Origin of the sequence: Hongsoonwoonella zoysiae (assembly GCF_013266695.1) — a bacterium.
GTDB lineage: Bacteria > Pseudomonadota > Alphaproteobacteria > Rhizobiales > Stappiaceae > Hongsoonwoonella > Hongsoonwoonella zoysiae.
The window spans coordinates 1,452,033-1,478,720 of sequence record NZ_JABRXF010000001.1 but is presented as its reverse complement, the minus strand read 5'-3'; the positions used below and the strand labels follow the sequence as shown (position 1 = coordinate 1,478,720).

General features: G+C 61.7%; 20 protein-coding genes and 1 riboswitch. Of the genes, 3 read left to right on the top strand and 17 right to left on the bottom strand.

Annotated elements, in window-relative coordinates:
* The first annotated feature begins 149 nt into the window (after positions 1–149).
* Complete coding sequence (gene rpoH / locus HPQ64_RS06880; RefSeq protein WP_172887597.1) at positions 150–1,043, top strand: RNA polymerase sigma factor RpoH; 894 nt, start codon at positions 150–152, stop codon at positions 1,041–1,043.
* Positions 1,044–1,167: 124 nt separating this feature from the next.
* Positions 1,168–3,378, top strand: a complete 2,211-nt coding sequence (locus HPQ64_RS06875) for a CHASE2 domain-containing protein (RefSeq protein WP_172887595.1) — start codon at positions 1,168–1,170, stop codon at positions 3,376–3,378.
* Positions 3,379–3,411: 33 nt separating this feature from the next.
* Here HPQ64_RS06875 and HPQ64_RS06870 read toward each other — a convergent pair whose 3' ends face one another.
* The 5 genes from HPQ64_RS06870 to HPQ64_RS06850 all read right to left on the bottom strand — a co-directional run bounded on the left by HPQ64_RS06870 (position 3,412) and on the right by HPQ64_RS06850 (position 10,559).
* Positions 3,412–4,350: an ABC transporter substrate-binding protein gene (locus tag HPQ64_RS06870; protein ID WP_172887593.1), complete on the bottom strand. Its 939-nt coding sequence runs from the start codon at positions 4,348–4,350 to the stop codon at positions 3,412–3,414.
* A 29-nt stretch (positions 4,351–4,379) separates the two neighbouring features.
* Positions 4,380–5,105: an ABC transporter permease gene (locus tag HPQ64_RS06865; RefSeq protein WP_210260216.1), complete on the bottom strand. Its 726-nt coding sequence runs from the start codon at positions 5,103–5,105 to the stop codon at positions 4,380–4,382.
* A gap of 159 nt (positions 5,106–5,264) precedes the next feature.
* Positions 5,265–5,420, bottom strand: a riboswitch (TPP riboswitch).
* Between the two features lie 612 nt (positions 5,421–6,032).
* Complete coding sequence (locus HPQ64_RS06860) at positions 6,033–7,787, bottom strand: hypothetical protein (protein WP_172887591.1); 1,755 nt, start codon at positions 7,785–7,787, stop codon at positions 6,033–6,035.
* Positions 7,788–7,823: 36 nt separating this feature from the next.
* The gene (locus HPQ64_RS06855) at positions 7,824–9,113 is read right to left on the bottom strand and encodes an adenylosuccinate synthase (protein ID WP_172887589.1); all 1,290 of its coding nucleotides are present in this window, start codon (positions 9,111–9,113) and stop codon (positions 7,824–7,826) included.
* Between the two features lie 156 nt (positions 9,114–9,269).
* Positions 9,270–10,559: an MFS transporter gene (locus HPQ64_RS06850; RefSeq protein ID WP_172887588.1), complete on the bottom strand. Its 1,290-nt coding sequence runs from the start codon at positions 10,557–10,559 to the stop codon at positions 9,270–9,272.
* Positions 10,560–10,722: 163 nt separating this feature from the next.
* On the opposite strand from HPQ64_RS06850, the gene HPQ64_RS06845 reads away from it, so the two are divergent.
* Entirely contained in the window at positions 10,723–11,631 is a 909-nt protein-coding gene (locus HPQ64_RS06845) for a DMT family transporter (RefSeq protein WP_172887586.1), read from the top strand.
* A gap of 54 nt (positions 11,632–11,685) precedes the next feature.
* Here HPQ64_RS06845 and serA read toward each other — a convergent pair whose 3' ends face one another.
* The 12 genes from serA to tolQ form a co-directional block, all read right to left on the bottom strand.
* On the bottom strand, positions 11,686–13,272 hold the full coding sequence (serA, locus tag HPQ64_RS06840) for a phosphoglycerate dehydrogenase (RefSeq protein WP_172887584.1): 1,587 nt from the start codon (positions 13,270–13,272) through the stop codon (positions 11,686–11,688).
* An 88-nt stretch (positions 13,273–13,360) separates the two neighbouring features.
* Positions 13,361–14,536, bottom strand: a complete 1,176-nt coding sequence (locus tag HPQ64_RS06835) for a phosphoserine transaminase (protein ID WP_172887583.1) — start codon at positions 14,534–14,536, stop codon at positions 13,361–13,363.
* Between the two features lie 155 nt (positions 14,537–14,691).
* Entirely contained in the window at positions 14,692–15,477 is a 786-nt protein-coding gene (locus tag HPQ64_RS06830; RefSeq protein WP_172887581.1) for an outer membrane protein, read from the bottom strand.
* A 215-nt stretch (positions 15,478–15,692) separates the two neighbouring features.
* Positions 15,693–17,039 (bottom strand): phosphoglucosamine mutase, encoded by a 1,347-nt coding sequence (gene glmM, locus HPQ64_RS06825; RefSeq protein WP_172887580.1) that lies wholly within the window; start codon positions 17,037–17,039, stop codon positions 15,693–15,695.
* Between the two features lie 195 nt (positions 17,040–17,234).
* Positions 17,235–19,169: an ATP-dependent zinc metalloprotease FtsH gene (ftsH, locus tag HPQ64_RS06820; RefSeq protein WP_172887578.1), complete on the bottom strand. Its 1,935-nt coding sequence runs from the start codon at positions 19,167–19,169 to the stop codon at positions 17,235–17,237.
* Between the two features lie 169 nt (positions 19,170–19,338).
* Positions 19,339–20,670: a tRNA lysidine(34) synthetase TilS gene (tilS, locus tag HPQ64_RS06815; RefSeq protein ID WP_172887576.1), complete on the bottom strand. Its 1,332-nt coding sequence runs from the start codon at positions 20,668–20,670 to the stop codon at positions 19,339–19,341.
* Positions 20,654–21,658, bottom strand: a complete 1,005-nt coding sequence (ybgF, locus tag HPQ64_RS06810) for a tol-pal system protein YbgF (protein WP_210260116.1) — start codon at positions 21,656–21,658, stop codon at positions 20,654–20,656. Before ybgF ends, tilS begins: the two co-directional genes overlap by 17 nt.
* A gap of 437 nt (positions 21,659–22,095) precedes the next feature.
* Positions 22,096–22,581 (bottom strand): peptidoglycan-associated lipoprotein Pal, encoded by a 486-nt coding sequence (gene pal / locus HPQ64_RS06805; protein ID WP_172887574.1) that lies wholly within the window; start codon positions 22,579–22,581, stop codon positions 22,096–22,098.
* Between the two features lie 167 nt (positions 22,582–22,748).
* Entirely contained in the window at positions 22,749–24,113 is a 1,365-nt protein-coding gene (tolB, locus tag HPQ64_RS06800) for a Tol-Pal system beta propeller repeat protein TolB (RefSeq protein WP_172887572.1), read from the bottom strand.
* 84 nt (positions 24,114–24,197) lie between these two features.
* Positions 24,198–25,181: an energy transducer TonB gene (locus HPQ64_RS06795; protein ID WP_172887570.1), complete on the bottom strand. Its 984-nt coding sequence runs from the start codon at positions 25,179–25,181 to the stop codon at positions 24,198–24,200.
* A gap of 4 nt (positions 25,182–25,185) precedes the next feature.
* A complete protein-coding gene (gene tolR, locus HPQ64_RS06790; protein WP_172887568.1) occupies positions 25,186–25,635 on the bottom strand; it encodes a protein TolR in 450 nt (149 codons plus the stop codon).
* A gap of 3 nt (positions 25,636–25,638) precedes the next feature.
* Positions 25,639–26,352 carry a protein TolQ gene (tolQ, locus tag HPQ64_RS06785; RefSeq protein WP_172887566.1) on the bottom strand — a complete coding sequence of 238 codons (714 nt, stop codon included), beginning with the start codon at positions 26,350–26,352 and terminating at the stop codon, positions 25,639–25,641.
* Between the last annotated feature and the right edge of the window lie 336 nt (positions 26,353–26,688).

Below are 26,688 nucleotides of genomic sequence, written 5' to 3'. Positions count from 1 at the left end.
GGCCGTGGTTTTGACTCATTGCTTTCTATATATTCGACGTCAGTGCGCCGGAATGGGCACTGCTTGATCAGCGTTTGCCAGATTGCCGGCTGGCCCATTGCGCGGGGGCCGGCGTGGAAACGCAAGGAGGATGAAAGGGGGCGCATACAATGGCCCAGAACATACCCGCACTTACCTCTGCGGAGGGTGGATTATCCCGATATCTGGACGAAATCCGCCGGTTTCCCATGCTGGAGCCGCAGGAAGAATACATGCTTGCCAAGCGCTACAAGGAGCATGACGATACCGAAGCTGCCGAAAAGCTCGTAACATCGCACCTGCGCCTTGTAGCCAAGATCGCGATGGGGTACCGGGGTTACGGCCTCCCGATCGCGGAAGTCGTGTCCGAGGGGAACGTCGGTCTGATGCAGGCCGTAAAGCGCTTCGAGCCCGACAAGGGCTTTCGCCTTGCCACATATGCGATGTGGTGGATCAAGGCCTCGATCCAGGAATACATACTCAGATCCTGGAGCCTTGTGAAAATGGGCACGACCGCAAGCCAGAAACGCCTGTTCTTCAACCTTCGCCGCCTGAAAGGCCGTATTCAGGCGCTGGAAGAAGGTGACCTGAAGCCGGAGCAGGTGCAGGAGATCGCGACGAAACTTGGCGTCAGCGAAGACGATGTCGTTTCCATGAACCGCCGGCTGGGCGGCGACGCATCGCTCAATGCGCCAATCCGCCAGGAAGCCGATGGCGGCGAATGGCAGGACTGGCTGGTGGACGATAGCGAGTCCCAGGAAGAAATCCTTGCCGACCAGGAAGAACACGACCATCGCATCAAGTTGCTGAAAGACGCGATGAGCGTTCTGAACGACCGGGAACGGCGGATATTCGAGGCCCGACGGCTGTCGGAAGATCCGATAACGCTGGAGGAATTGTCTGGCGAATTCGGGGTCAGCCGCGAACGCGTACGTCAGATCGAGGTTCGAGCTTTCGAGAAGGTTCAAAAGGCGGTCAAGAAAAGCGCCCGCGCGCTCGAGCAGCGCCCAGCGGAACTGACATAACTCGGATCTTTTTTTTTGTAACGCCGCAAAGGTCGCGCTTCTTGCGCGGCCCTTTCGCATTCCCTAACGTGAGAAACAAAAGTCCGCGATCTTTCGCGGACTTTTTCAAGCGTTGGGATCATGCATGGGCCTTTTTCGGCGAAAAGAGCTTCTTGTCCCGATTGTGGCCGGACTTGTTCTGGCAACTGTCACCGGATTGCGCGGTTTCGACCCGTTTTTCCTGTCTTCCGTGCGCGAATTAACCTTCGATGCCTTTCAAAGAATCTGGCCGCGGACGTATGAATCGGCGCCGGTGGTGATTGTCGATATCGATGAGAAATCGCTTGACGAATTTGGACAATGGCCCTGGCCGAGGGATCTGCTCGCAAGACTGACGCAGCGGCTTTCGGATGTTGGCGCGGCAGCCATCGCCTATGACATCATCTTCGCCGAGCCGGACCGCAATTCGCCGCACCGGATCTTGCGCAATCTTGGCGTCGAGGAGAATTCCAAAGCGGGACAACTCGAGGCGATTACGGGCAAACTGCCCGACACAGATATCCTGTTCGCCTCCGCGATAAAAGGCCGGCCGGTGGTGGTCGGATTCGCCACACTACCCTCCCCCGGCGACAATCGGCCCGCCGCGAAAGCGGGTTTCGCATACGGCGGACATGACCCGGCCGGGCTGGTTCCAACTTTTCTCGATTCACTGACCAGTCTTCCGGCCCTCGAAAACGCTGCCGCTGGAGTAGGTAGCGTGAGCCTGTCGCTTCACGATACCGCAGGTGTCGTGCGCCGGCTGCCACTGCTCTTCAGCGACGGGGAGAAGCTTTATCCCAGCCTTTCTGTTGAGGCGCTCAGGATAGCGCAAGGAGCTTCCGGAATCTTGATACGCACGACCGGGGCGAGCGGCGAAATCGACAGCGGCGCGCCGGCAATTACGGAAATCAAGGTCGGGGCTTTCAAAATCCCGACGACCGCGGCGGGCGAAATCTGGCTGCATTTCGACCGGGACCGCGGCGAACGCTATTTCTCCGCCGCCGACATTCTCGACCCGGAAAAAGAAGCTGCTGCCGCGAGCGCGGTTGAAGGCCGGATCGTCCTCGTCGGCACGTCCTCGGTCGGGCTGTCCGACATCCGCGTTACCCCGCTCGGCGAACTGGTGCCCGGCGTTTCCGTGCACGCACAGGCGCTGGAGCAGATCACGACCGGCCGCTTCCTGACGCGGCCCGACTGGGCCTACGGCCTGGAACTGATCGTCACTTTCGCGCTCGGGCTTTTCATAATCTCGGCACTTCCCTCGCTGGGCGCCGGCTGGACAGCGGCCTTCGGCGCGGTTTCAGCGGGCTTAATCTTCGGCGGGGCGGCTTATCTCTTTACAGAGCAAAGCCTGCTCATAGACCCCGTCTACCCGGCGCTCGCCAACCTGCTGGTCTATGCAACCGCAACGGCCCTTCTTTATCTGCTGACCGAGCGCGAGAAGAGGTTCGTGCGCACCGCCTTCGGGCAATATCTTTCGCCCGAACTCGTCAAGCGGCTGGAGAACGCGCCGGAGGGCCTCAGGCTTGGCGGCGAGATGCGCGAGATAACGATCCTCTTCATGGATGTGCGCGGGTTCACCCGGATCTCCGAGCAGCTTTCTCCGACGGACCTCGTCGGCTTCCTGAACACGCTGCTTTCTCCCCTCTCGGAAGCCATTCAAGCGGAAGGCGGCACGATCGACAAGTACATCGGCGACAGCATCATGGCGTTCTGGAACGCGCCGATCACGGTGGAAGATCATGCGGCGCGAGCCTGCCGTGCGGGGTTGGCGCTCACAAAAGCCGTCGACCGGCTGAACGCGAAAGACGCATTCGGCTTCAAGGCGCGAGGCCTGCCTGCTCAAGACGTGCGCATTGGTGTGGGGATCAACAGCGGCCCGGCCTGCGTCGGCAACATGGGATCGACCAGGCGGTTCAACTATTCGGCGATCGGCGATGCCGTGAATGTTGCCGCGCGGATCGAGGCAAGCTGCAAGACAGTCGGCGCGGATTGCGTCGTCTCCGAGGACACGATGAGAGGTGCACCCAAATTCGCCTATCTCGAAGCAGGGGTTATTCCGCTTAAGGGAAAAACCGTTCCGGTGAAGCTCTACGCCCTTGCAGGTTCGCCCGAATACGCCGCAAGCAGCGCGTTCTCTACGCTCCGCGAGGCCCATGCCAAGTTCATTTCGGCAATGGACGGCGATGATGGGAAAGCGGCCCGGGCGTATTTGGCCGAGTGTCGCAAATGCGCCCCGCAAAACCTGTCGGATTTTTACGACCGGCTGGAAGAGCGGATAACGGCCCTGCCGCGCATGCAATCGGCCGGCGGCTGAACGTTACCGCATCCAACCGCCGACGATTGAGCGTTATCTTATCTCCACCGCATAGGTTTCGACCGGCGGAACCTCCGCGATGAGCCCGGATTCCTTCAAGAACTCGGCGAAACGCTGATAACGCCCGCGATCGAGGGCGGCGGGGCGTTTTGCGAACCGGGGAAGCGTATCGAACCAGGCACGGCGGTTGAGCTCGTCGTCAAGGCTCGGATAGGCCTCGATGAACGCTTCCCATGCCTTTTGCGGATGGTTCGTCAGGAAGATCGTTGCAGCTTCGATTGCTTCCAGAAAGCGCGGGAAGCGGTCGTCCCCGGTCTTTTCGCGATGCGCGATGAAGATCAGTTCGTCGAAGACGGGAACGCCGTTTTCCTCCGGGTAGAAAGCCTTGCCCTTCTTGCCTTCCAGTTCGATCTGCGTCAGCTCGAAATTGCGATAGCCGCCGATCACGGCATCGACCTGCCCCGACAATAAGGCGGGCGACAGGGCGAAATTGACGTTGATGAGTTCAACGTCCTCAACGGTCAATCCTTGCGATTTCAGCATGGCGTTGAGCATCGCGTCCTCGAAACCCGACACCGAAAAACCGATCTTCTTGCCCTTCAGATCGGCGAGGGTTTCGATCGGGCCGTCCTCAAGCACAATGAGAGAATTGAGCGGCGTCGCGACGAGCGTCCCTATCCGCGCGACGGGCAAGCCTTCGTCCACCTGCGCATGCAGGGTCTGCTGGTAGGAAATGGCGATATCCCCCTCCCCGGCCGCGACGAGCTTCGGCGGCAACGAAGGGTCGGCGGGCTCGATAAGCTCCACATCGAGCCCCACCTCCGCGAAATAGCCGTTCGCCTTGGCGACGATGATCGGCGCATGATCGGGGTTGGTGAACCAGTCGAGAAGAAGCGTGAGTTTGTCTGCGGCATTCGCCGGGGCGGCCATCGCAATGACCATGGCAAGCGATATGGCGAATTTACGGAGCATTTTTTTCTCCTGTGGTGGGGGATGGGGAATCAGTCTTCCGGCTGCCAGTGCACGAGGCGCCGGGTTGCGGCTTCCACGACCGCGCGCAGCAAAAGCACCATGACCGCAAGCAGGATGAGTGCTGCGAACATCACATCCGCCTGCATGCGCGCGTTGCTCTGGAGCATGATGAAGGCAAGCCCGCCCTTCGCGCCGACCCATTCGCCGATGACGGCGCCGATGGGCGCGAAGACGGCGGCGATGCGAACACCCGAAGAAAGAGCAGGCAAGGCGGCTGGTATTCGAAACCGCAAAAGTTCCTGCAATTTCGAAACCCGGTAGAGCTTCGCAAGGTCGAGAAGGCCGGTTTCCGTTCGCCTCAGGCCGTCATAAAAGGTGGAGGTGACGGAAAAGAAGATCACCAGCATGGCCATGACGACCTTGGACGCGAGCCCGAAGCCGAGCCACAGGACCAGGATCGGCGCGATGGCGAAGACGGGCAGAGCCTGGGTTACCAGGATCGGCGGCAGCAGGACCCGTCGGAGTATGGGAGAAAGCGTCATCAGCAATGCGAACAGCACGCCACCGGCTACGCCGCAGAAAAAGCCGATGACCGTCTCGACCGCCGTGATGCGGGCATGGTCGAGCAGAAACCACCAACGCTCGGCAAAAGCATGAAAGACGCGCTCAGGCCCGGGAAGCAGATAGGGCGGGATGGCGAACCAGCGCACGAGGCCGGCCCAAATCGCGATGAAGGCCGCCGTCATGAGCGCCATGCGCAAAAGCGGGCGCGCGGCGCGGCCAAGGGCATGGGAGATGCCGGCGCCAATCGGCGGTGCATCTTCGGAGCCGGCATATACCGCTACGCGGTCTTGAGAAGACATCAGAGGATCTCCGTTCTCCGCATCGGGTGATGCGACAGTGGAGATCCGGGAAAGAGGCTCAGGTTCCAGTCCCTTCGCCGGCATGACCCGGATCAGGTTCTAAGGGTCCGGCAAAGCTGCCATCTCAGCCCCCGCCGCCAACCAATCGACCTTGATGCCCGTTCGAACAAAAGCGCCGATCCGGCGGGAACACCCCTCGGAATACAGGAGAAGTTATAGGGTGACGCTGTTTTTACAAGGGGCTTGCCCAACTATTTTGCCGGCAGGGCGGATGGGCAGGAACGAGGTCTTCGAGGCAGGCGGATGCTGACGGAGAGAGCCACTGACTCTTTTATCGTCATGCCCGGCCCGGACTCACTGCTGTCCGGTTAAGGATTCTCTGCTGATTTTCGCAAGGTACTCGCCCACACTCCGCCGTCACCCCGGGCCTGCCCCGGGGCCAAATCACCGTTCAACATGCGAGGGCGATGAGAATATCAGTGGGCGATGCCACAAATTCATTGATATTTCGAAGTAATTTGCGAGGCGGATTGGAACCCGGATCAAGTCCGGGATGACCCTGAGGATGAGGCCAGGAAACTGCCGGTTCCCAATGCCGAGCAATCGGGAAACGAAGCAGTCAACCTGCGCAAACCGTGTCCGGTTCCGGCAAAATGTTCAATTTGGCTCGTTTCTCAAGACGATCACCGCCGACGCGCGACCTCAACTGGACAGCCGTGGGCTTGACCCGGTCACCCACAATCTCCGGAGCGCCGTTACAATATGGGTCGCCGGGTCAAGCCCGGCAACGACGAAGGAGAGGGCACGGCGTCGCCGCTTTCACTGCCAGGATGCCATCGCCTGCTCGACGGCGCGCGTACCCGGTGTACCCTTTTCAAGCGTCAGTATGGCGCGCTTGCCGTCCTCATAAAGGATCGGGATATCTATCCAGCCGCGTTCGCGCAGCAACGACATGTTGCGGTCACGCTCGCTCGGCACATTGGAAAGCGCCACCCAGAACAGATTATCGGCCACCTTCACCGACGCACCGATCAAGGCGTCGCCGCGGGCCTCTTCCGTTCTTTTCATGACGAGGCCGGGCACGTTCGCAACACCCTTTCCGGTGAAGCCTTGCGGAAAATCGAACTGAACCTCCACAAGGTGGCTTGCCGGAAGGGAATCATCGGTATTTGGCTTGATCGTCACTTCGGCGCTGATGTCACGATCGGTGATGTTTGCGGCGATGCGCAAGACCGCATCCTCGCCATTCACCCCGTCGTCGAGCGACCATATGACTTGTCCCGGCGAGGCCGACCCGGATCCATTGCTGTCCGGCCCCTCCTCGTAGAGGATCGAGCGCTGCGCCACGGCCGCGGAGGCCGGCGTATTCCCGCCGGTTGCCCCGCCCGCACCGGATTGCGGCGCGACGGATGCGGTTTCGACTTCACGAACATTGCCGTCCGAAGCGTCATCCCCCGGGTTTCCCGCACTTTGAGCCGGCGAGGCACCGGCAGCGGACACGGCCGGATCCGGCGTCGTGACGCCGGACCTATCATCAGCCGATGAGGGAGGCTGGTTCGGCGCCTGCCCGGCGGGAGCGGGAGTTGCACCGGGTTCCACACGCCGAGGTTCGACGCTTCTTACGTTTTCCCGAGGCTGTGCGTTCGTGCCGCCATCCGGCGCACGGGGCGAGATGCGCGTGGTCGTCACCGTCCGAGCGTCAGGCGCGGCCGGCTTGTCGTTCCCAACCGCCGATGGCAGGCGGGCATCGATCTTGCCGTTCGAAGCGGGAGGCGCGGCCGCCTCCTTCGGTTCTTCCGCCTGACCGTCCGTGGAAGCGGACGTGGTGTCCGCCGCGGGCGCGGCACCTTCTCCGTCATCCTCCAGCAAGGCAAGCAAAGCATCGCGCTGCGAATAGCCTATCGCCGCGATCCCGACCAGTACGATCAAGGCCATCAGGATCGACATGACCACGGGGATTCGCGAAGGACGGTCATGCGTTGGAGGCCGGCTGACGGGTGCCTTTTTCTCTTTCGCGCGCCTGCCCGGCTTTTTGCCGCGCCCGGACTTTTCTTCCGCCTGGACGCCACTTTCGCCCGGCGCGGCAACGGGAGGCGGCTCGTCGAAACGCGGCTCCGCGCGTGGTCCGGCATCGGCGGTACCGCCCGCAAAGGCGGGTTCCTCACGCCTGTTTCCGACAGTGGGCGCTGCGTTCGCCGGCGGTGGGGCAGGCTCTTCAACCGGCCGAGGTTCCGGCAGCTTGGAAGCCCTATCGCTTTCCCCGTCCGTTTCCGGAGCGGAGACACCCTCGCCTTTTTCTTCAGGCTTGCGCGCGAAGCCGGGCGCGGCAGGTTCCTCGGGCGGCTTGTTGAGGCCAAGCGTCTCTCGCGCGGCCTCAGCCTCGACCTTGCGAATCGCCTCTTCGAGGCGCAACTGCTCGTTCGTGATCTCCGAAGGGGACAACGGCGGATCATAGGCCTTCAACTGACCGACGATCGCGGTGCGGGCGCGCTGGTAGATGTTACGCCGCGCGGCACCGGTATTGTCAGGAAGTGCTGCAACGGTTTTCTTCAAAACCGAATAGTAATCCGCCATATGCTCGCTCGTTCCCGCCGAAATCAAGCGTTACGCTTAATCCTGAAACGGATTTTGGACAAGGATTGTATCATCCCGCTCCGGACTGGTGGACAGCAATGTAACCGGCGCGCCGATCAACTCCTCCACGTGACGTACATATTTCACCGCCTGAGCCGGCAAATCCGCCCATGATCTTGCACCTTGTGTGGATTCTTTCCAGCCCGGCAAGGTTTCGTAGATCGGTTTCACCCGCATTTGAGCGCCCTGGGACGCCGGGAGATGCTCGATCCGCTCGCCGTCGAGTTCATAGGCGACGCAAATCTTGATCTCGTCCAGCCCGTCCAGAACATCCAGCTTCGTGAGCGCAATGCCGTTTATGCCGCTGACCGAAACGGTCTGGCGCACGAGCACGGCATCAAACCAGCCGCAGCGGCGCTTGCGGCCCGTAACGACACCGAATTCATGGCCACGCGTTCCCAGAAACTCGCCGATTTCATTGATCTGCTCGGTCGGGAAAGGCCCTTCGCCGACGCGCGTCGTATAGGCCTTGGTGATGCCCAGCACATGGTCGATCGCGCCGGGGCCAAGACCCGAACCGGTGGACGCCTGACCGGCGATCGTGTTGGAAGACGTCACGAACGGATAGGTGCCGTGGTCGTTGTCGAGCAGCGCCCCTTGCGCGCCTTCGAAGAGGATGCGGCTGCCTTCGCGGCGCTTCTTGTCGAGCAGCGCCCAGACGGTGTCCATGAAGGGGAGTACCCTGTCGGCAACGCTGGCAAGCTCGTCATAAAGCGCCTTCGGATCGACCTCCGGCTCTCCGAGGCCCTTGCGAAGCGCGTTATGATGGGCAAGCAGGCGATCGATCTTCGCGGGCAGGGTCTTTAGGTTGGCCAGGTCCATCACGCGAATCGCCCGGCGGCCGACCTTGTCCTCGTAAGCGGGGCCGATGCCGCGCTTGGTCGTGCCGATCTTCGTGCCGGATGCCGCCGATTCGCGCAGCGCGTCGAGTTCGCGATGGAGCGAGAGAATGAGCGTCGCGTTATCCGCGATCTTCAGCGTATCCGGCGTAACGTCGATACCCTGCGCGGAAAGCCGCTCCATCTCGGCGACCAGCGCATGCGGATCAACGACGACGCCGTTGCCGATGACCGAAAGCTTGCCGCGCACGACGCCGGAGGGAAGCAGCGACAACTTGTAGCTGACACCGTCGATCACGAGCGTATGCCCGGCGTTGTGCCCGCCCTGGAACCGGACGACGACATCCGCCTGCTCGGACAACCAGTCGACGATCTTGCCTTTTCCCTCGTCTCCCCATTGCGACCCGACGACGACGACATTGGCCATGTGGCACTACCTTCCTGAGCAAATCGCGAAGACGGCCGTTCGAGAAAGCCGCATTCGCAAAGACAGCAAAAGCCCGGGCAACATGCCCTTAGGCAAACGCGCCGGACTATAGCGATCTCCGGCGGTGCTGGCGACCCCGAAACGCGGCCAATCCGTTCATTTCCGCGGCTCTTTCTCGCGTTTGCCGGCATTCGCCTGCCCCGCGCCATTGCGGGCAAGGCGATAGATCATCGGCGAGTACCTCAACAGCCAGACGAACGGCTGCCGGCGCGCTTCCGGCACGGATGCGCGGGCGGCGATGCGAAGCGCGATGAAGCCGACCAATGCGAAATGCAGCACGCTCGTATAGATGAAAAACGCGCGGGGGCCGAACATGTCGATCACGAGCGAGGCGGCGAAGGGGCCGATTACCGCGCCGAGCGCGAAGGAAAGCGTCAAGCCCGCCGCCAGCTCCACATACTGACCGGGCTCCGCGTGATCGTTGGCGTGGGCGGCGGAAAGCGAATAAAGCGGCAGCGCAAAGCCGCCGAACAGGAAAATGCCGGTAAAAATGATCATCCTGTCCGTCGTTCCGGCAACGAGCAGGCACGAAAGCCCCGCCCCGATCGTCGCCAGCATGAGCACGAGCCTGCGGTCCACCCGGTCCGACGCCCAGCCGAGCGGATACTGGAAAATCGCGCCGGCGACGATCCACAAGGAGATGAAAAAGGCCACCGCATCGACACCAAGGCCGACACCTTGCGCATAAAGCGGGCCGATGGAGCGAAAAGCCCCATTTGTCAGGCCGATCGTCAGGCAGCCGACGACGGCGACCGGCGAGATACGCCAGATCTCGGCAAGATCCAACTTCCGCTTCACATGAACCGGCGGATTGCCTTCGCGCGCAAGGGCAACCGGAACCAGCCCCGCGCTGAACAAAAGCGCGATGAGAACGAGGATTTCGTATCCGCCGGCACCGTACAGCGGCAGCAGGAACTGCGCGCCCGTGACGGCTGCTAGGTCGACGATCCGATAGACCGACAAGACGCGCCCCCGCTCGGCATTGGAGGCAAGGGCGTTCAGCCAGCTTTCAACCACCATCGCGGTACCGCAAAAGGCAATGCCGCTGGCAAAGCGCGCGACAAGCCAAAGCGGCCCCGCCGGTATGAGGAGCAGCACCATCATCACCACGGCACTGACGGAGGCGAGTGCCGCGAAAACACGGATATGCCCCACCCGCATGATCAGGAACGGGGTCACGAGAACGCCCAGCAGGAGCCCAAGATAGTAGGCCGAGCCGAGAAGGCCGATCATCGCATCGCTGAGGCCTTCCTCCCGGCCGCGTACCGCGATCACCGTCATGGAAAGACCATTGGCGCCCAGCAGAAGTGCCGCTGAAAGCACGAGCGGAGTGACGCGCGCGGGCAGCGAGCGGGTCAATGCGGCATCCGGAGACTGGTCGGGCATCGGAAAAATACTGCTGGCGGGAAGACGCCTAGGTCATGGACCCAACCCTGCGCCGCATGCGAGCGATTTGCAAGCGCGTTTCGCCCGCCAACTCGCAAACCGGGTGTCGCGCCTTGCCGGCGCTTGATAAGGATCGCGCGATCAACAACCCCGGTCGCACTCCATGTCACTTGTGAACTGGTTACTTCTCGCCGCACTCTCGCTCATCTGGGGCGGGGCTTTTCTATTCGCGAAGGTCGCGGTGGCGGAAATCCCGCCGTTCGTGCTGGTGTTTTTCCGGGTTTTCTCCGCCGCCTGCGCGCTTCATATCCTGCTGCGGTTCAGAAAAATTCCGTTCCCGACGGATGCGGTGACGCTCAAGGCGTTCCTCGTCATGGGGTTTCTCAACAACGCCGTGCCGTTTTCGCTGATCTTCTGGGGGCAGACGGCAATTTCAGCCGGGCTCGCCTCGATCCTGAACGCGGCCACACCGATCTTCACCGTTATCGTCGCAATGCTCGTTTTCGCGCAGGAACCCTTCAGGGCAAACCGGCTGGCGGGCGTTTTCATCGGTTTCGCCGGGGTAGCGATAACGCTGTCGCCCGCGCTTGAAGGCATCGGGGATGAACCGCTCTCAGCGCAACTGGCATGCCTGGGGGCCGCCTTATCCTATGCCCTGGCGGCAACCTTCGCGAAGCACTTCAGGGCAATGTCGCCGCTGACGGCAGCAAGCGGGCAGCTGACGGGATCAAGCATCATCATGCTGCCCATTGCCCTATGGCAGGGAGGCGGATGGGATTTATCACAGACGAGCCGGACCGCCTGGCTGAATGTCGCCTGCCTGGGGCTTCTTTCCACGGCGCTTGCCTATCTCATCTACTTCCGGCTCCTGATCAAAACGGGGGCCACGAACGCTTCGCTCGTGACACTGCTTATCCCGACCAGCGCCATCGCATTAAGCGCGGCGTTTCTGGGCGAAGCGGTCACGCCCAGACAGGCCCTCGGGCTTGGCATCATCCTGATCGGGCTCGTCATCCTCGACGGGCGGGCGGGCAATCTCATGCGGCGGATGGCATTTCGCTCCGCAACATGAAAACGGCCGGGGAACGGGTGCCCCGGCCGTTGATCGTTTACACTTGCAGCAGGATCAGAAACTCAGCGGCTTGACCTGCTTGACGTGCTCCAGACGATTGAGCGCTTCGATGACCTCCGGCGGAACATCGCCATCCACCTCCACAAGGCAGATCGCATCTTCGCCCGGCGCCGTGCGGCCGAGGTTGAAGGTGGCGATATTCACGCCTGAACCGCCGAGCACCATGCCGAGGTGGCCGATGAAGCCTGGCTTGTCATCGTTGGTGATATAGAGCATGTGGGAGCCGAGCTCGGCTTCCATATTGATGCCTTTCACCTGGATGATGCGGGGTTTGCCGTCCGAGAAAACGGTGCCTGCGACCGAACGCTCCTGCCGCTCGGTAATCACCGTCAGGCGGATGTAGTTGTCGTAAACGCCCTGCTGCTCACGGCGCACATCCTCCACCTGGATACCGCGCTCGCGCGCAAGCACGGGAGCGGAGACCATGTTCACCGTTTGCAGGAGCGGGCGCAGGAAACCGGTAAGCGCCGCCGCCGTCAGCGCCTTCACGTTCATATCCGCGACTTCGCCTTCATACTCAAGGCGAATGCACCTCACGCTTGTCTCCGTCAGTTGCCCGGCGAAGGAGCCCAACTGTTCTGCGAGCTTCACGAAAGGAGTGAGAATAGGCGCCTCTTCCGCCGTGATCGACGGCATGTTGATTGCGTTCGACACAGCACCCTTGAGCAGGTAATCCGACATCTGCTCGGCCACCTGAAGGGCCACGTTTTCCTGCGCCTCGGACGTGGAGGCGCCGAGGTGCGGCGTACAGACGAGACCCGGCGCGCCGAAGAGCACATTTTCCGTCGCCGGTTCCGTGCTGAACACGTCTACGGCAGCGCCCTTCACCTTGCCACTGTCGAGCGCGTCGCGCAGCGCGCCCTCATCGACAAGCCCGCCGCGCGCGCAATTGATGATGTAGACGCCGTCCTTCATCTTTTCGATCGCCGCGGAATCGATAATGTTCTTCGTCTTCTCGGTAAGCGGCGTGTGCAGGGTGATGAAATCCGACCGGCGGAATAATTCGTCGAGATCCACCTTTTCCACGCCAAGCTCGATCGCGCGCTCGGCCGAAAGATAAGGATCGAAGGCGATGACCCGCATCCTCAGGCCGACCGCCCGCTCCGCCACGATAGAGCCGATGTTGCCGCAGCCGATGAGGCCAAGCGTCTTCGACGTGATCTCCGTGCCGACGAACTTCGACTTCTCCCACTTGCCGGCCTGGGTGGAGGCATCCGCCGCAGGGATCTGCCGCGCGACCGCGAACATCATCGCGATCGCATGTTCGGCAGTGGTGATCGCATTGCCGAAGGGGGTATTCATCACGATGACGCCCTTGGCGGTTGCCGCGGGAATATCGACATTGTCGACGCCGATCCCCGCGCGGCCTATCACCTTCAGCCGCCCGGCGTTGGCGATGATCTTTTCGGTCACCTTCGTCGCGGAGCGTATGGCAAGGCCGTCATAATCGCCGATCACCTCGGCGAGTTTTTCCTTGTCCTTTCCAAGATCCGGCTGAAAATCGACCTCCAGCCCGCGGTCTTTGAAAATCTGCACTGCCGCAGGCGAAAGCTTGTCCGAAATCAGGACTCTGGGAGCCATTGACGCTTCTCCAAATAACATGTGAGGCCCCCCGAGCGCGGAAATACGCAGGTCCGACGGGGGCCGTTTTTTTCGCTAATCCCAAAGGTCAGGCGGCGGCCCGAAGCTTCGACTTTTCAACCTCGAACGCCCATTCGAGCCAGGGCAGGAGGGCTGCGACATCCGCAACCTCGACGGTCGCGCCGCACCAGATGCGGAAGCCGGATGGCGCGTCGCGATAAGCGCCGATGTCATGGGCAACGCCTTCGCCATCGAGCGTCGAGACGACCGATTTCGCGAAAGCCGCCTGCCCGGCCTCATCGAGGCGCGTCACATCCGGATCGACGATCTTCAGGCATACGGAGGTGTTCGACCGCGTCGCCGGATCGACAGCCAGAAAATCGATCCAGGGCGTTTCGGCGACCCAATCGGCGATCGTCTTCGCGTTGGCATCGGCCCGGGCAACCAGCCCGTCGAGACCGCCGACCTCCTTCGCCCAAAACAGCGCATCGAGATAATCCTCGACGCAAAGCATCGACGGCGTGTTGATCGTCTCGCCCTTGAAGATACCCTCGATGAGCTTGCCGCCCTTGGTCAGGCGGAAGATCTTCGGCAGCGGCCAGGACGGGGTGTAGCTTTCAAGACGCTCCACCGCGCGCGGGGACAGGATCAACACACCATGCGCGGCCTCGCCGCCCAGAACCTTCTGCCAGGAGAATGTCACCACATCGAGCTTCGAAAAATCGAGCTGCTGGGCAAAGGCCGCGGATGTGGCGTCGCAGATCGTCAGGCCTTCACGGTCCGCAGGAATCCAGTCCGCATCGGGAACGCGAACGCCGGATGTGGTTCCGTTCCAGGTGAAGACGACATCGTGGGAGAAATTCACTTGCGAGAGATCCGGCAATTCCCCGTAAGGGGCCTCGATCCGGCGCGCATCTTCGAGCTTGAGCTGCTTGACGACGTCCGTCACCCAGCCGGAACCGAAGCTTTCCCAGGCGAGCATATCGACAGGGCGGGCGCCGAGAAGCGACCAAAGCGCCATTTCGACCGCGCCCGTATCGGAGGCAGGCACGATGCCGATCCGATAGTCTGCCGGAACCTCAAGCACTTCGCGGGTGAGGTCTATCGCTTCGGAAAGTTTGGATTTGCCGATTTTCGCGCGGTGCGAACGGCCGAGCGCGGCATCTTTCAGCGCTTCGAGCGACCAGCCCGGGCGCTTGGAGCAGGGGCCTGAGGAAAAATGCGGATTGGCCGGCCTTATGGCCGGCTTCTGGATATTCGTCATGTAATCTATCCTTCCAGATAGTTGTCCCTCGTTGGGGAGGGATGTCCCGCGCAAAGCGTTATCGGAATGGCCGCCGGATTACAAGACGCTCTTTGTAAACGTGAAAAGGCCGGCGCATGAGCCGGCCTATTCGCTGGTATCAAGTCGCTGACTTGTCAGAACTTCGTTGCGATCGGCTCTACCGGAAGATAGGTCGGCGCGCTGTCGAACGTATAGCGCAGGCCGACGCGGAACTCATGCGCCTGAAGGTCTTCGTATTTGACCTTGGCTGTCGTTGCGCCCGCGGTAAAGGTATCCGAATAACCGTCGCCGATATTCAGGTAGCGATAACCGGCATCAACCGAAAGGTTCGGGTTGAACGCGTAGGAGGCACCGGCCATGAGCGCCCAGGAGAAATCCCAGCGGCTGTCGCCGGGAACGCGAACCGGCGTACCGACATTCGAGTACACCTGGCCGACATTGATGTATGACGCGCCGATGCCGCCGCCGACATAAGGTGTGAATCCGTTATAGGTTCCAAGGTCGACATAGGCGTTGAAGAGGATCGTCCAGACGTCGATATCCGCACTGTCCAGGCTTACGCCCGGCGTGCCGCCGGGGCCGCAGGCCGGACAGGGCGTGCGGCTGTCAAACTCGGACTTGAACTCGTAATCCACTGTCAGGTCGGTGCGGAAATATTCGTTGAACTTGTAGCCGACGCCAACGCCGATGACGGCGGTATCGTCCATGCTTTCGTTCTGGAAGCTCTGGCTGGAAAACCCGGCATCCGGATCCACGTAGATCTTGTAGCCGATATCGCCGCGCAGATACCATCCGCCGGTCGCCACCGGCACTTCCGGCACATGCTCAATTACGGGCGCAGGCAGGTCCGCGGCAAAGCTGACCGACGAGACGACGATCGCGACGCCGGCCAGAGACAAAACCTTTGCAAAACTCTTCATGTCTCCGTCCTCAATAATAGCGTCCGCAACTCCATTGTTGCCGGCCGCATCCGTGAAGCACGGGGACAAGAATTGGCGAAAACCATTAAGTTAGGTTTAACCGTAATTTTTAACCGCGTTTTTTTACCTTAACGCATAGTTAATAGAAGTATTGTTCGTGAACAATTTCTAAAGAAATCCAACGCGAGACTTCCAGGCTTCGAAATGCAGCGTATTCAAGCCGCGCTGCTGCGCACGGCATCCACGATATCGTCGACGACGCCGTTCAAAAGCTCTTCGTTGTCCGCCTCGCCCATGACGCGTATCAATGGCTCCGTGCCGGACGGGCGGATGACGAGGCGGCCCGATGCGCCAAGCTTCTTGCGTCCTTCCTCGATCGCCGATTGCACCTTCTCGTGTTCCAGCGGCATCCCGTTGGAATAACGCACGTTCTTGAGCACCTGCGGGACAGGCTGAAAACGCCGGCAAACCTCGGACACCGGCCTGTCGAGCCGCTTCACACAGGCAAGCACCTGCAAGGCGGCCACCAGCCCATCGCCCGTGGTTGCGAAGTCGGACAGAACGATATGGCCGGACTGTTCGCCGCCCACATTGAAGCCGTGCTCGCGCATGTGCTCCACGACATAACGATCGCCCACTTGCGTGCGGGCAAGGGTGAGGCCGAGGCCGGAGAGATATCGCTCGAGCCCCAGGTTCGACATTACCGTCGCCACGATCCCCGAGGCCGAGAGCCTGCCGTCTTCCTGCCAGGACTGCGCGACCACGGCCATAAGCTGGTCCCCGTCGATCACATCGCCCTTCTCGTCCACGATGATGACGCGGTCGGCATCGCCATCGAGCGCGATGCCGATATCGGCGCGAACCTCATCGACCTTGTTACGCAGCGCCTTGATCGACGTTGAGCCGCATTCCTTGTTGATATTCTGCCCGTCGGGGGTGATGCCCAGCGCCACGACGTCGGCGCCAAGCTCCCAAAGGGCCTGCGGCGCCACCTTGTAGGCCGCGCCATTGGCGCAGTCGATCGCGATCCTCAAGCCTTCCAGGCTCATGTCGCGGGGCAGCGTGCGCTTGGCGAATTCCACATAACGCGCCTGTTCGCCGTCGACGCGCTTTGCCCGGCCTAGACGGTCGGCAGGCGAAAGCTTCGGCGTCATGTCGGATTCCACGAGCGCTTCGATCTCCGCTTCGACCGCGTCCGACAATTTGAACCCGTCGGGGCCGAAAAACTTGATGCCGTTGTCCCGGAACGGATTGTGGGAAGCCGAAATCATGACGCCGAGGTCGCAGCGCAGCGAGCGTGTCAGCATGGCCACCGCAGGCGTCGGCATCGGACCCAGCAGGAACACATCCATGCCGACGGCGGTAAAGCCGGCGACAAGGGCATTCTCGAGCATATATCCCGAAAGCCGCGTATCCTTGCCGATCACGACCCGGTGCCTGTGGCCGCCGTTGCGAAACGCCAGCCCCGCCGCCATGCCGACCTTAAGGGCTATTTCAGGTGTCATGGGCCAGCGGTTGGATTCACCGCGAATGCCGTCGGTTCCGAAAAGTCTGCGCGCCATGGTTTTCCTGTACTCGTTACTTCAGGCCGGTGCCTTGAGGGCGCCGAAATGCCAAGCCACCTCGGCCGGAATCGGATTTCCTGCTTTTTACACCCTTCGCAGCTTGGGATCGTTCAACAATTATTATGTATTGTAACGAAAAAACACCCGGTCAAAACATGACCGGGTGTTTCGTTTTCGCCTGACAGGGCGCAGTTATGCCTGAGGCTGAGGTTCCATGCCGCCCGACGGCTCATCGCCTTCGCCGCCGCGTTTCTTCGCACCGGTCTTGGGAACGGCGGAGGCGCGGGCGGTCGGCTGGTCGTCGTCGGATTCGCGCACGGGCGGCTTGCCGTCCAGCAGGTCCTTGATTTCATCGCCCGAGAGCGTCTCGTATTCCAGAAGACCGTTGGCGATCGTGTGAAGCTGATCGGAATGCTCGGTCAGGACACGGTTCGCGGTTTCGTAGCCTTCGTTCACGAATGCCTTGATCTCGGCGTCGACGATCTTCTGCGTTTCATCCGACACCGTCTGGTGCTTGGCGACCGAATGGCCCAGGAACACCTCTTCCTGGTTTTCGCCATAAAGGAGAGGCCCGAGTTTGTCCGACATGCCGAACTGCGTCGCCATGGCGCGCGCGAGCTTGGTGGCCATCTGGATATCGCCCGAGGCGCCGGACGTGACCTTCTCGTATCCGAAGATCATCTCCTCCGCCACGCGACCGCCCATCGCCACCGCAAGGTCGGCCTTGCACTTGGCACGGGTGAGCGAAACCTGATCCTTTTCCGGCAGGCGCATGACCATGCCAAGCGCGCGTCCGCGCGGGATGATCGTCGCCTTGTGGATCGGGTCGGACGCCGGCATATGCAGCGCGACAAGCGCATGGCCGGCCTCGTGATAGGCGGTAAGACGCTTCTCCTCCTCGGTCATGACGAGCGTGCGGCGTTCGGCACCCATCATCACCTTGTCCTTGGCGTCCTCGAATTCCTGCATCGTGACGAGGCGCTTGCCCCGGCGCGCGGCGAGAAGGGCCGCCTCGTTGACGAGGTTCATGAGGTCCGCGCCGGAGAAGCCCGGCGTTCCGCGCGCCAGCGTGCGCACGTTGACATCCGGCGCCAGCGGAACCTTTCGCATGTGAACCTTCAGGATCTTCTCGCGGCCGACGACATCCGGGTTCGGCACGACGATCTGCCGGTCGAAACGGCCCGGACGCAGGAGCGCTGGGTCGAGAACGTCCGGACGGTTCGTCGCGGCGATGATGATGATGCCTTCATTCGGCTCGAAGCCGTCCATCTCGACGAGAAGCTGGTTGAGCGTCTGCTCGCGCTCATCGTTGCCACCGCCGAGGCCGGCACCACGGTGACGGCCGACCGCGTCGATCTCGTCGATGAAGATGATGCAGGGCGCGTTCTTCTTGGCCTGTTCGAACATGTCGCGCACGCGGCTTGCACCAACGCCGACGAACATTTCCACGAAATCGGAACCCGAAATCGTAAAGAAGGGAACATTCGCCTCGCCAGCGACGGCACGCGCCGTCAACGTCTTGCCGGTGCCCGGAGGGCCGACGAGCAGCACGCCGCGCGGGATCTGCCCACCGAGACGCTGGAACTTCTGCGGATCGCGCAGGAACTCCACGATCTCCTGAAGGTCTTCCTTGGCCTCGTCGATGCCGGCGACATCCTCAAACGTCACGCGCCCGTGAGCTTCCGTCAGGAGCTTGGCCTTCGACTTGCCGAAGCCCATCGCCTTGCCGCCGGACCCTTGCATCTGGCGCATGACGAAAATCCAGATCGCCAGGATGATCAGCATCGGGAACCAGGAGATCAACGCACCCAGGAGAGAGAAATTCTCTTGTGGCGGACGGGCGTTGATCTGAACACCGTTGTTGCGCAGAACCTCCAGATATCCGCTTGCCCCTTCGGGCGCATAGGTCTGGAACACACCGCCGCCGTTCGAATAGCGGCCCGTCACCTGCTGTCCCTGGATCGTGACCTCGCGCACCTCCCCCTGTTCGGCCTGGTTCAGAAACTGAGAGAACGGAATTTCGTTGTTCGCGCTGCGTTGGCCCGGGTTCTGAAAAAGCTGGAACAGGGCGATCAGCAGAAGGCCGATGATCACCCAAAGGGCGAAGTTGCGGAAATTAGCGTTCATTTGTGTTCCTTCGTCGCCATATCGCGACGTTCAGATGCTGCGGTCGGCCTCGGGCCATATGGTCTTACCGGAAGATAGGCCCCGGTTGGCGCAATGCCAAGGTCCAGCGCCAACTTGTCACGCCGCAATCTCCATTTCGTTAAGCCCACGGCTCAGTCAAGCCGGGATTTCAAGCTTCACCGCCGGATTTCCGGCCATCAGCGCCATTTACCCTGTCGAGCGAACGCAAGAAGCCGAAACGCCAGCCAAGCGGAAGCTGCCCGCCCGCAATGCCCGGCACGGCAATATCGCGCTCGCGCCCCCCGCCACAGGCCAGCTCGAGCACAGGCGAACCCTCGAACGCCTCAGCCGGCCACCCTGCGGGCCTTTCGAGACCGAGGCGCGCCAATCCGCCCTTGCCGAGCGCAGCGACCCGGAGGGACGATTGACTGGGAACTTCGACGAAAAAGCGGCCATCCCACACCCGGCGGTCCGGGCCCTTGAGATCGATTGCCGCAATTCCCTCACGCCCATGCTCTCTCCAGCAGAAAAGGGTATCGCCATCCCGGCGCAAAACCGCCCCGGCCAGGGTGGCTTTGCCGGATCGGGCGGCAAACAGATCGTCGCAAAGCCTGCGAAGCTTCTCAAAGCGCGGGGCATAATCGCCGCCGCCGCCGAAACGCAACAAACGGGAGATTGCCCGGTATCTTATTTCATCGGGCACATCACCGAGAGCACTGACCGGCAGTTTTACCGGCCCCGCGGGATGGACGAGCGCATTTGCGCCGAGAACATTCGACACCCAGACATCCAGCGCATCGGCGGCCCTTGCAAGCCGGAACGCCGTTTGCGATAGCCGCTCCGCCGTCAACCCTTCCCGTTCAAGGACCGGAATGAGTTTTCGAATGCGCACGCGCGCATATCGCTCGTCTTCGTTCGACGGATCCTCGCGCCAGTCTATGCCGGCCTTGCGCAGGGTTTCGACCAACCTGGATTTAGGGACGTCCAGCAGCGGGCGGACCACACGCAAGCCCTCCCAATGCGTCTCGCCGCGCATGGCTCCCAATCCGTAAACGCCGCTTCCGCGCGCAAGACGCAAGAGAAAGGTTTCCGCCTGGTCGTCGCGGTGATGGGCAAGGGCGATCGCCTGCACACCGACCCTTCGCGCCGCGCCTGCCAGCAACGCTTTTCTGGCTTCCCTCGCCGCTGCCTGGATGCCGGCGGCAGGTTTTGACCCTGTCCACATCAGAGTTTCGTGATCGATCGAAAGTTTCTTGCAGACAGCAGCAACGTAGGCGGCTTCGTCAGCCGCTTCCGGCCTCAACCCGTGATCGACCGTGAAGGCGAACACACGGCGGGAGCTATCAGCCCCCCGCCACCCGCTCAACATGAAAAGAAGTGCCAGGGAATCCGGACCGCCGGAAACGCCGACGGCAACGCGCGTTACGCCGCAAAGAGGCGCGAGAAGGCGTCTGATTTCCTCATCCTGAAGAGGCGTATGACTATCAGCTGCATCCGACACGCTGTTGTTCGGCCTGTGCTTCGGAACGAACGGCCACCGGCGCGTTCGGATATTTCGCCAGAAGCTCGGAAAAAGTCGCGCAGGCAGCGTCCCGTTCGCCGATCCCTTCCAGCGAAAGCCCGAGCTTCAGGAGACTGTCGGTAGCCTTCTGGCCGTCCGGATAATCCGTATAGCTTTTGAGAAAGGCATCCGCGGCATCGCGGTATCGCCCTTGAGCGTAATAGCTTTCACCCAGCCAGAACTGCGCATTGCCTGCCAGGTTGTGGTCGGGATAATCGGCCAGGAACCGCATGAAGCCCGCTTCGGCACCGCGATAGTCGCCTGACAGTATGGCGTCGTAAGCAGCATTGTAGGCCGCCTGCGGGTCTGCGGAAGGCTCAAGTGCTGCGACCTGATCGCCGATCGGGTCTTCTCCGCCATTTACGCCCGGCAGCCCGGAGCCGGCATCGCCCGCTCCCACGCCCGAGCCCGGATTTTCAAGCCCGCGCGCCAGCGCGGAAAGGTCAAGCGGGCCGCTGCCTCCCGAATATCCTCCTTCGGCGCCGAATTCGGCATCGCCGGAGCCTTGCCCGCCGACGTCGGAACCGCCGGCCGGGCCGTAACTTTCGCTCAACGTCCCCAGAACTTGCGGTTCGCTGCCGCGCAACGTACCGCCCGACGCCTGCCCTTGCCCCTGCGCATTCGGCGCAGCGCCGCCCGGGGCAACGTCGGAACGCTGGCGCGGCGCACCACCCTCAAGCTGCTGCAGGCGATACTCCGTATCTTCCTGCATGCGCCTGATCTGGTCCTGCAGAACGCGGATTTGATGGTTCAATTCCTCGATCTGACCGGTGAGCGCCCGCATGTTCTCTTCCATCTGGTTCAGCCGGGCGACCGTTTCGGCATCCTTCTTGGAGGATCCGAAAAGCTGGGCGGACCCTGCCTGCGGCCAGCCGGCAAGCATGAGCGCCAGGGTCAAGCAAACGAATAGTCGTTTCACGTCGATCATCCACCTCCTCCGGCCCTTTCCGGGATCCGGTCATTCGCAGGATTTATAGTATCCGCAATCCTAGTGTGGTGAATTTGAAATACGCCTCACTACAGCAGCTTTCTCCGGAGCGTATTTCAAATTCGGAAACCACACTAGAAACTTAAACCTCCTGGTCACCCTTTTGAATCTGAAGTTGGTTCAGAGCATGCCGGGCGATGAGACGAACTTCAGAATCGGGTGACTAGCGCCATATGACAGAGGAAATTTCCGCCGACACCATCATTTGTATCGGCATCCCGGCTCACAAAGGCAAATAACAATTCGGATAATCCTATCCGACGTGGGGGCAAGTGGCGCTTCGACTTGGACGAAATTTTGACGCCACGCCCCGGGAAACAGGAAAAGCCGGCGCGCATCATGCGACCGGCTTTTCAAGCATGTTCAAATGCCGCCGATCAGCTTCCGGCGTTGTTCAGCACCGTGACGGCACGACGGTTCTGCGTCCAGCAGGACTCGTCGTTGCAGACCGCCACCGGACGCTCCTTGCCGTAGGAAATCGTCCTGAGGCGGGAATCCGATATACCCTTGGCAACCAGATAGTCACGTACGGCATTCGCGCGGCGCGCGCCGAGCGCAATGTTGTACTGGCGGGTACCGCGCTCGTCGGCATGGCCTTCGATCGTCACGGTGTACCGCGAGTACTTGTTGAGCCATTGCGCCTGCTTGTCGAGCGTCGAACGCGCCTGGGCCGACAAGGTCGACTGGTCTTCGGCGAAGAACACGCGGTCGCCTACGTTGACCACGAAGTCCTGCCCCGAACCGGGCGTGGCGTTGCTGGTAAGCCCGTCCGTCCTGGTCTGGGCGCAAGCTGCGAGTGTAAATACCATTGCCACGATCGCGGCAAAGCGAAAGCCGCGGGCAACCATCCCCATCTGCATCATAAAACCCTTACTCCTGCTCCCCACCGTGCCCCGACAGGGTAAACCATTGATAGCCAAAGGTGGTTAAGCCGCGGTTTTCAATCGTGGTTAACATTTCGTAGCGTACCGCTTGCGAAACGCGGCACGCAGACCCTTATCAACCGATTGAGCCGCAGGCCGACCCCCATTCAATCCAGCAAAGGCGACCATGCCGGATCGGAAGCGAAGCCCTCCGTCGGCACCCTTTGCTCGTTATATCCCGTCAGATCGACCGTCCAGAGCTGCGGCCCGCCGCTGGCGCCCGGCGTATCGCGGAAGAAGACCAAAACGCGCCCGTTGGGCGACCAGGCCGGGCCTTCGTTGTGATAGCCTTCGGTCAGGATACGCTCTCCCTTGCCGTCGGGTCTCATCACCCCGATCATGAAGCGGCCCTGATGCATCTTCGTGAAGGCGATCAGATCGCCGCGCGGGGACCAGACGGGCGTCGAATAGCGCCCCGGACCGAAGCTGATGCGCTCAGCCCCCGAACCGTCGCCGTTCATCACGTAAAGCTGTTGCGAGCCGCCACGGTCGGACTCGAAAACGATCCGCGAGCCATCTGGCGCATAAGAAGGGCTTGTGTCGATCGCAGGCGAGTTCGTCAGCCGGGTCGTGCGGCGCGAACGAAGGTCCATCACGTAGATATTGGAATTGCCGCCCTGCTGCAGGCTCATGACGACCTTTTGCCCGTCGGGTGAAAAACGGGGAGCGAAGGTCATGCCCGGAAAATTGCCGACCACCTCTCGCTGGCCCGTCTCGATATTCAGGAGGTACACACGCGGCGCCTCGTCGGAATAGGCCATATAGGTGATTTCCTGCCGCGTCGGCGAAAAACGGGGCGTGAGGACGAGCGAGTCTCCGCGCGTGAGATAGCGCACGTTCGCGCCGTCCTGATCCATGATCGCCAGCCGCTTGACACGATTGTCCTTCGGCCCGGATTCCGCCACGAAGACGATGCGTGTGTCGAAATAACCCTTTTCGCCCGTCAAACGCTCATAGATCGCATCCGCGATGATATGGGCAAGCCGCCGCCAGTTGTCCGGCGTGGTGAAGAACTGCTGGCCCAGCATCTGCTCGCCGGCGAAAACATCCCACAGGCGGAATTCCGCCCGCAGGCGGCCGTCCCCCTGACGGGTCACCGACCCTACAACAAGCGCCTGCGCGCCGATCGGCCGCCAGGACCCGAACTGCGGCGGGGTGCCGACGTTCACGTTCTGCTCGATGAAGCTTGCCGGATCGAGCGGGCGGAAAAGGCCAGACCTTCGCAGATCGGATGAAATAATGGCGGAAACGTCCCTCGCGACCTCGGCATCGCCGCCGGGGCCGCCGAAGTCGGGAATGGCGATCGGCAAAGGCTCCACATTGCCTTGCGTCACGTCGATTTCCACCAGCGCTTGCGCCGGCCCGGCGGCGGCAAACACGGCAAATGCGGCGAGGAATGCGAAGGCGAACCTGACCGACCCCGCCAGCGCTCTGGACCACGACCCAGCACGCGCAGCGACCGGAAAATACATTGAACGAGACTCCTCTCCGTTCTGGATACGTCTCACGGGCAAAGCCCTCATGATGCGAATTCCTGATCTCATGTCAGAGATACCTCACCCGCCCAGCAGTTCGCGCGGGTCGAAATTGATGATGACCTCCCGCCAGGCCTCGTATTTGGCCGTCGGGAGCGAGTAGGGAGCACAACGCAGAACAGCGCGCCTGGCGCTTTCCGCCGCTACGTTGAAGGACGGGTTGCCACTTGAATTGAGAACTTGCGGCGACAGGTCCACATCCCCGCCCGGAGTGAGCGACACCTTCAGGCGCACGTTCAGATCGTCCGCGCCGGCGGCACCGATCGGCGGGTTCCAGCATCGGGCGATCTGGCTGCGCAGTGCATCGAGTTCGGACTGCGACATCTGGACGTTCGACTGCCCCCTTTCGCTGCCGAGCGACGCCGGCTCGGACGACGATTGCGTTCCCCCACCCGACGGATCGACCTTGTTCAGAAGGGCTGCGATCTGGTTGGGGTTGAAGTCGTCCTGCTTTTTCTCCGGCTCGCGCGCCCTTGCCGTCTGCTGCACCTTCGGCGGCGGGGCCGGCTTTGAGCGCGGCTTGACATTTACAGGCGGGGCTTCTGCAACCTTTTTCGGCTCTTCCGCTTTCTCGGGCACAGGCGCAGGCGCCTTTTCAGGCTGCGGAGCGGGCGGCGCCGGGGCGGGTTCGGCCGTCTTTTCGGGAGCCGGCGGCTCGGGCGCAGGCGCGGGAGGCGGCGTCGGCGCTGGCTTTGCCTCGGCCGGCTGCGCCGTCGCCTGTTTCGTCGCCGGCGTCGGCTGTTCGGCCTTGGCATCCCCGGTCTTGGCGTCTGGAACCGGCGGTTTCTCGGCCTTCTTCTCCGTCGGCTTCGGGGCTTCCTCTTCGCGAAGTTCCGCCGTCTTTTCGCCCACCCTCAGCTTCGTAAGCTCGGAGATGGGAACCAGTTCCACGGGCAGGCTGTCCACCGGCGCCACCTCAAACGGGCGCGCGTCCGGGAAGGAGATCACTCCCCAGACCAGAATGGCCAGATGGCCGACAGTGGAGGCGATGAGGCCTGCGCGCATATGCCTAGTTCTGCTCCTCCAGGGTGACGAGACCAAGGCGCTTATAACCAGCGGCATTGATGCGGCCCATCACACGCATGATGGTGCCGTAGTCGGCGTCCTGGTCGCCGCGCACGTAAATTCGCTCGTCGTAGCCGTTGGCGGCAATCGCCTCGAGCTTGGCAACGACCTCCTCCGGGGCGATCTCCGTGTCCTGAATGAAGACCTCTCCGGCGGACGTCACCGAAATCGTTATCGGCTCGGTGTCGCCCTCGAGCGGCTTCGCCTGCGATTCCGGCAGGTCGATCGGCACACCCACGGTGAGCAGGGGGGCTGCCACCATGAAGATGATGAGAAGCACGAGCATGACGTCGACGAAGGGCGTGACGTTTATTTCGCTGAGCGGCTTGGAATGGCGCCGCCCGCCGCGCCTGCGCCCGCCAGCCGAACCGGCCCCGTTTACCTGCATGGCCATGGTTCACAGCCTCTCATCGATCTGACGCGACAAAATGGCCGAAAATTCGTCGGCGAAGCCTTCCATCCGCCCGCCAAGCTTGTTGGCGTCCGCCGAAAGCTTGTTGTAGGCGATGACGGCGGGGATGGCGGCGAGAAGGCCGAGCGCGGTGGCAAAAAGAGCCTCCGCGATGCCCGGCGCGACGACCGCAAGGTTCGTGTTCTTGGATGCCGCGATCGCCTGAAACGCAGTCATGATGCCCCATACGGTCCCGAACAGGCCGATGAAGGGCGCTGCCGCGCCGACCGTCGCAAGCACAAGGAGCCGACGCTCCAGCCGTTCCTGCTCGCGCGATATGGTCACGTCCATGACCCGGTCTATGCGCTGCTGAAGGCTGTGAAGGGCGGGTTTCGCGCCTTCATGGCTGCGCTTCCATTCGCGCATGGCGGCCACGAAGAGGGCTGCCATGGAATGGTTCGCCCGGTTCGAAAGCGTGCGGTAGAGCTCCTCCAGCGACTGGCCGGACCAGAACACCGTCTCGAAGCGGTTCATCTGCCGTTTGGTGCGCGTGTAGAGAAACCACTTGTCGAATATGATCGCCCAGCACCACACCGATGCGGCCAGGAGCCCGATCATGACAAGCTTGACGACTATGTGCGCCTGGAAGAACAGCGACAGGAACGAAAAGTCGCTTTCCGCCGCTGCCACGGTCGTTTGCGCGAGAGCTTCAGATATCATCTAGTCTCGAACCTCTATCCAGCCGATACGAAGCGACGGCCTGTTCCGTTTCACATCCAATATCCGCCGGTCGGACACGCGGTCATGGCCTTGATCCGCGTCCGGATTTCGACGTTCCGGGTTCATCCGCCCTCAGGTGGACCCGCCTGAAAGCAGGAAAGCTCATCACTTTCAAAGTGCTAGAGCTTCATGCCCGTATTCCTGAAAAGACAGGACGCTCTAGTGACGCTTGATGATGGCGAAACTGGGACTTCGCCGATCTTCTCAAACGTGGCGATTAGGAACCCGTTAAGGTTACGGACGCGTTAAAATCAAACAAAACTTGGCGTGATCATG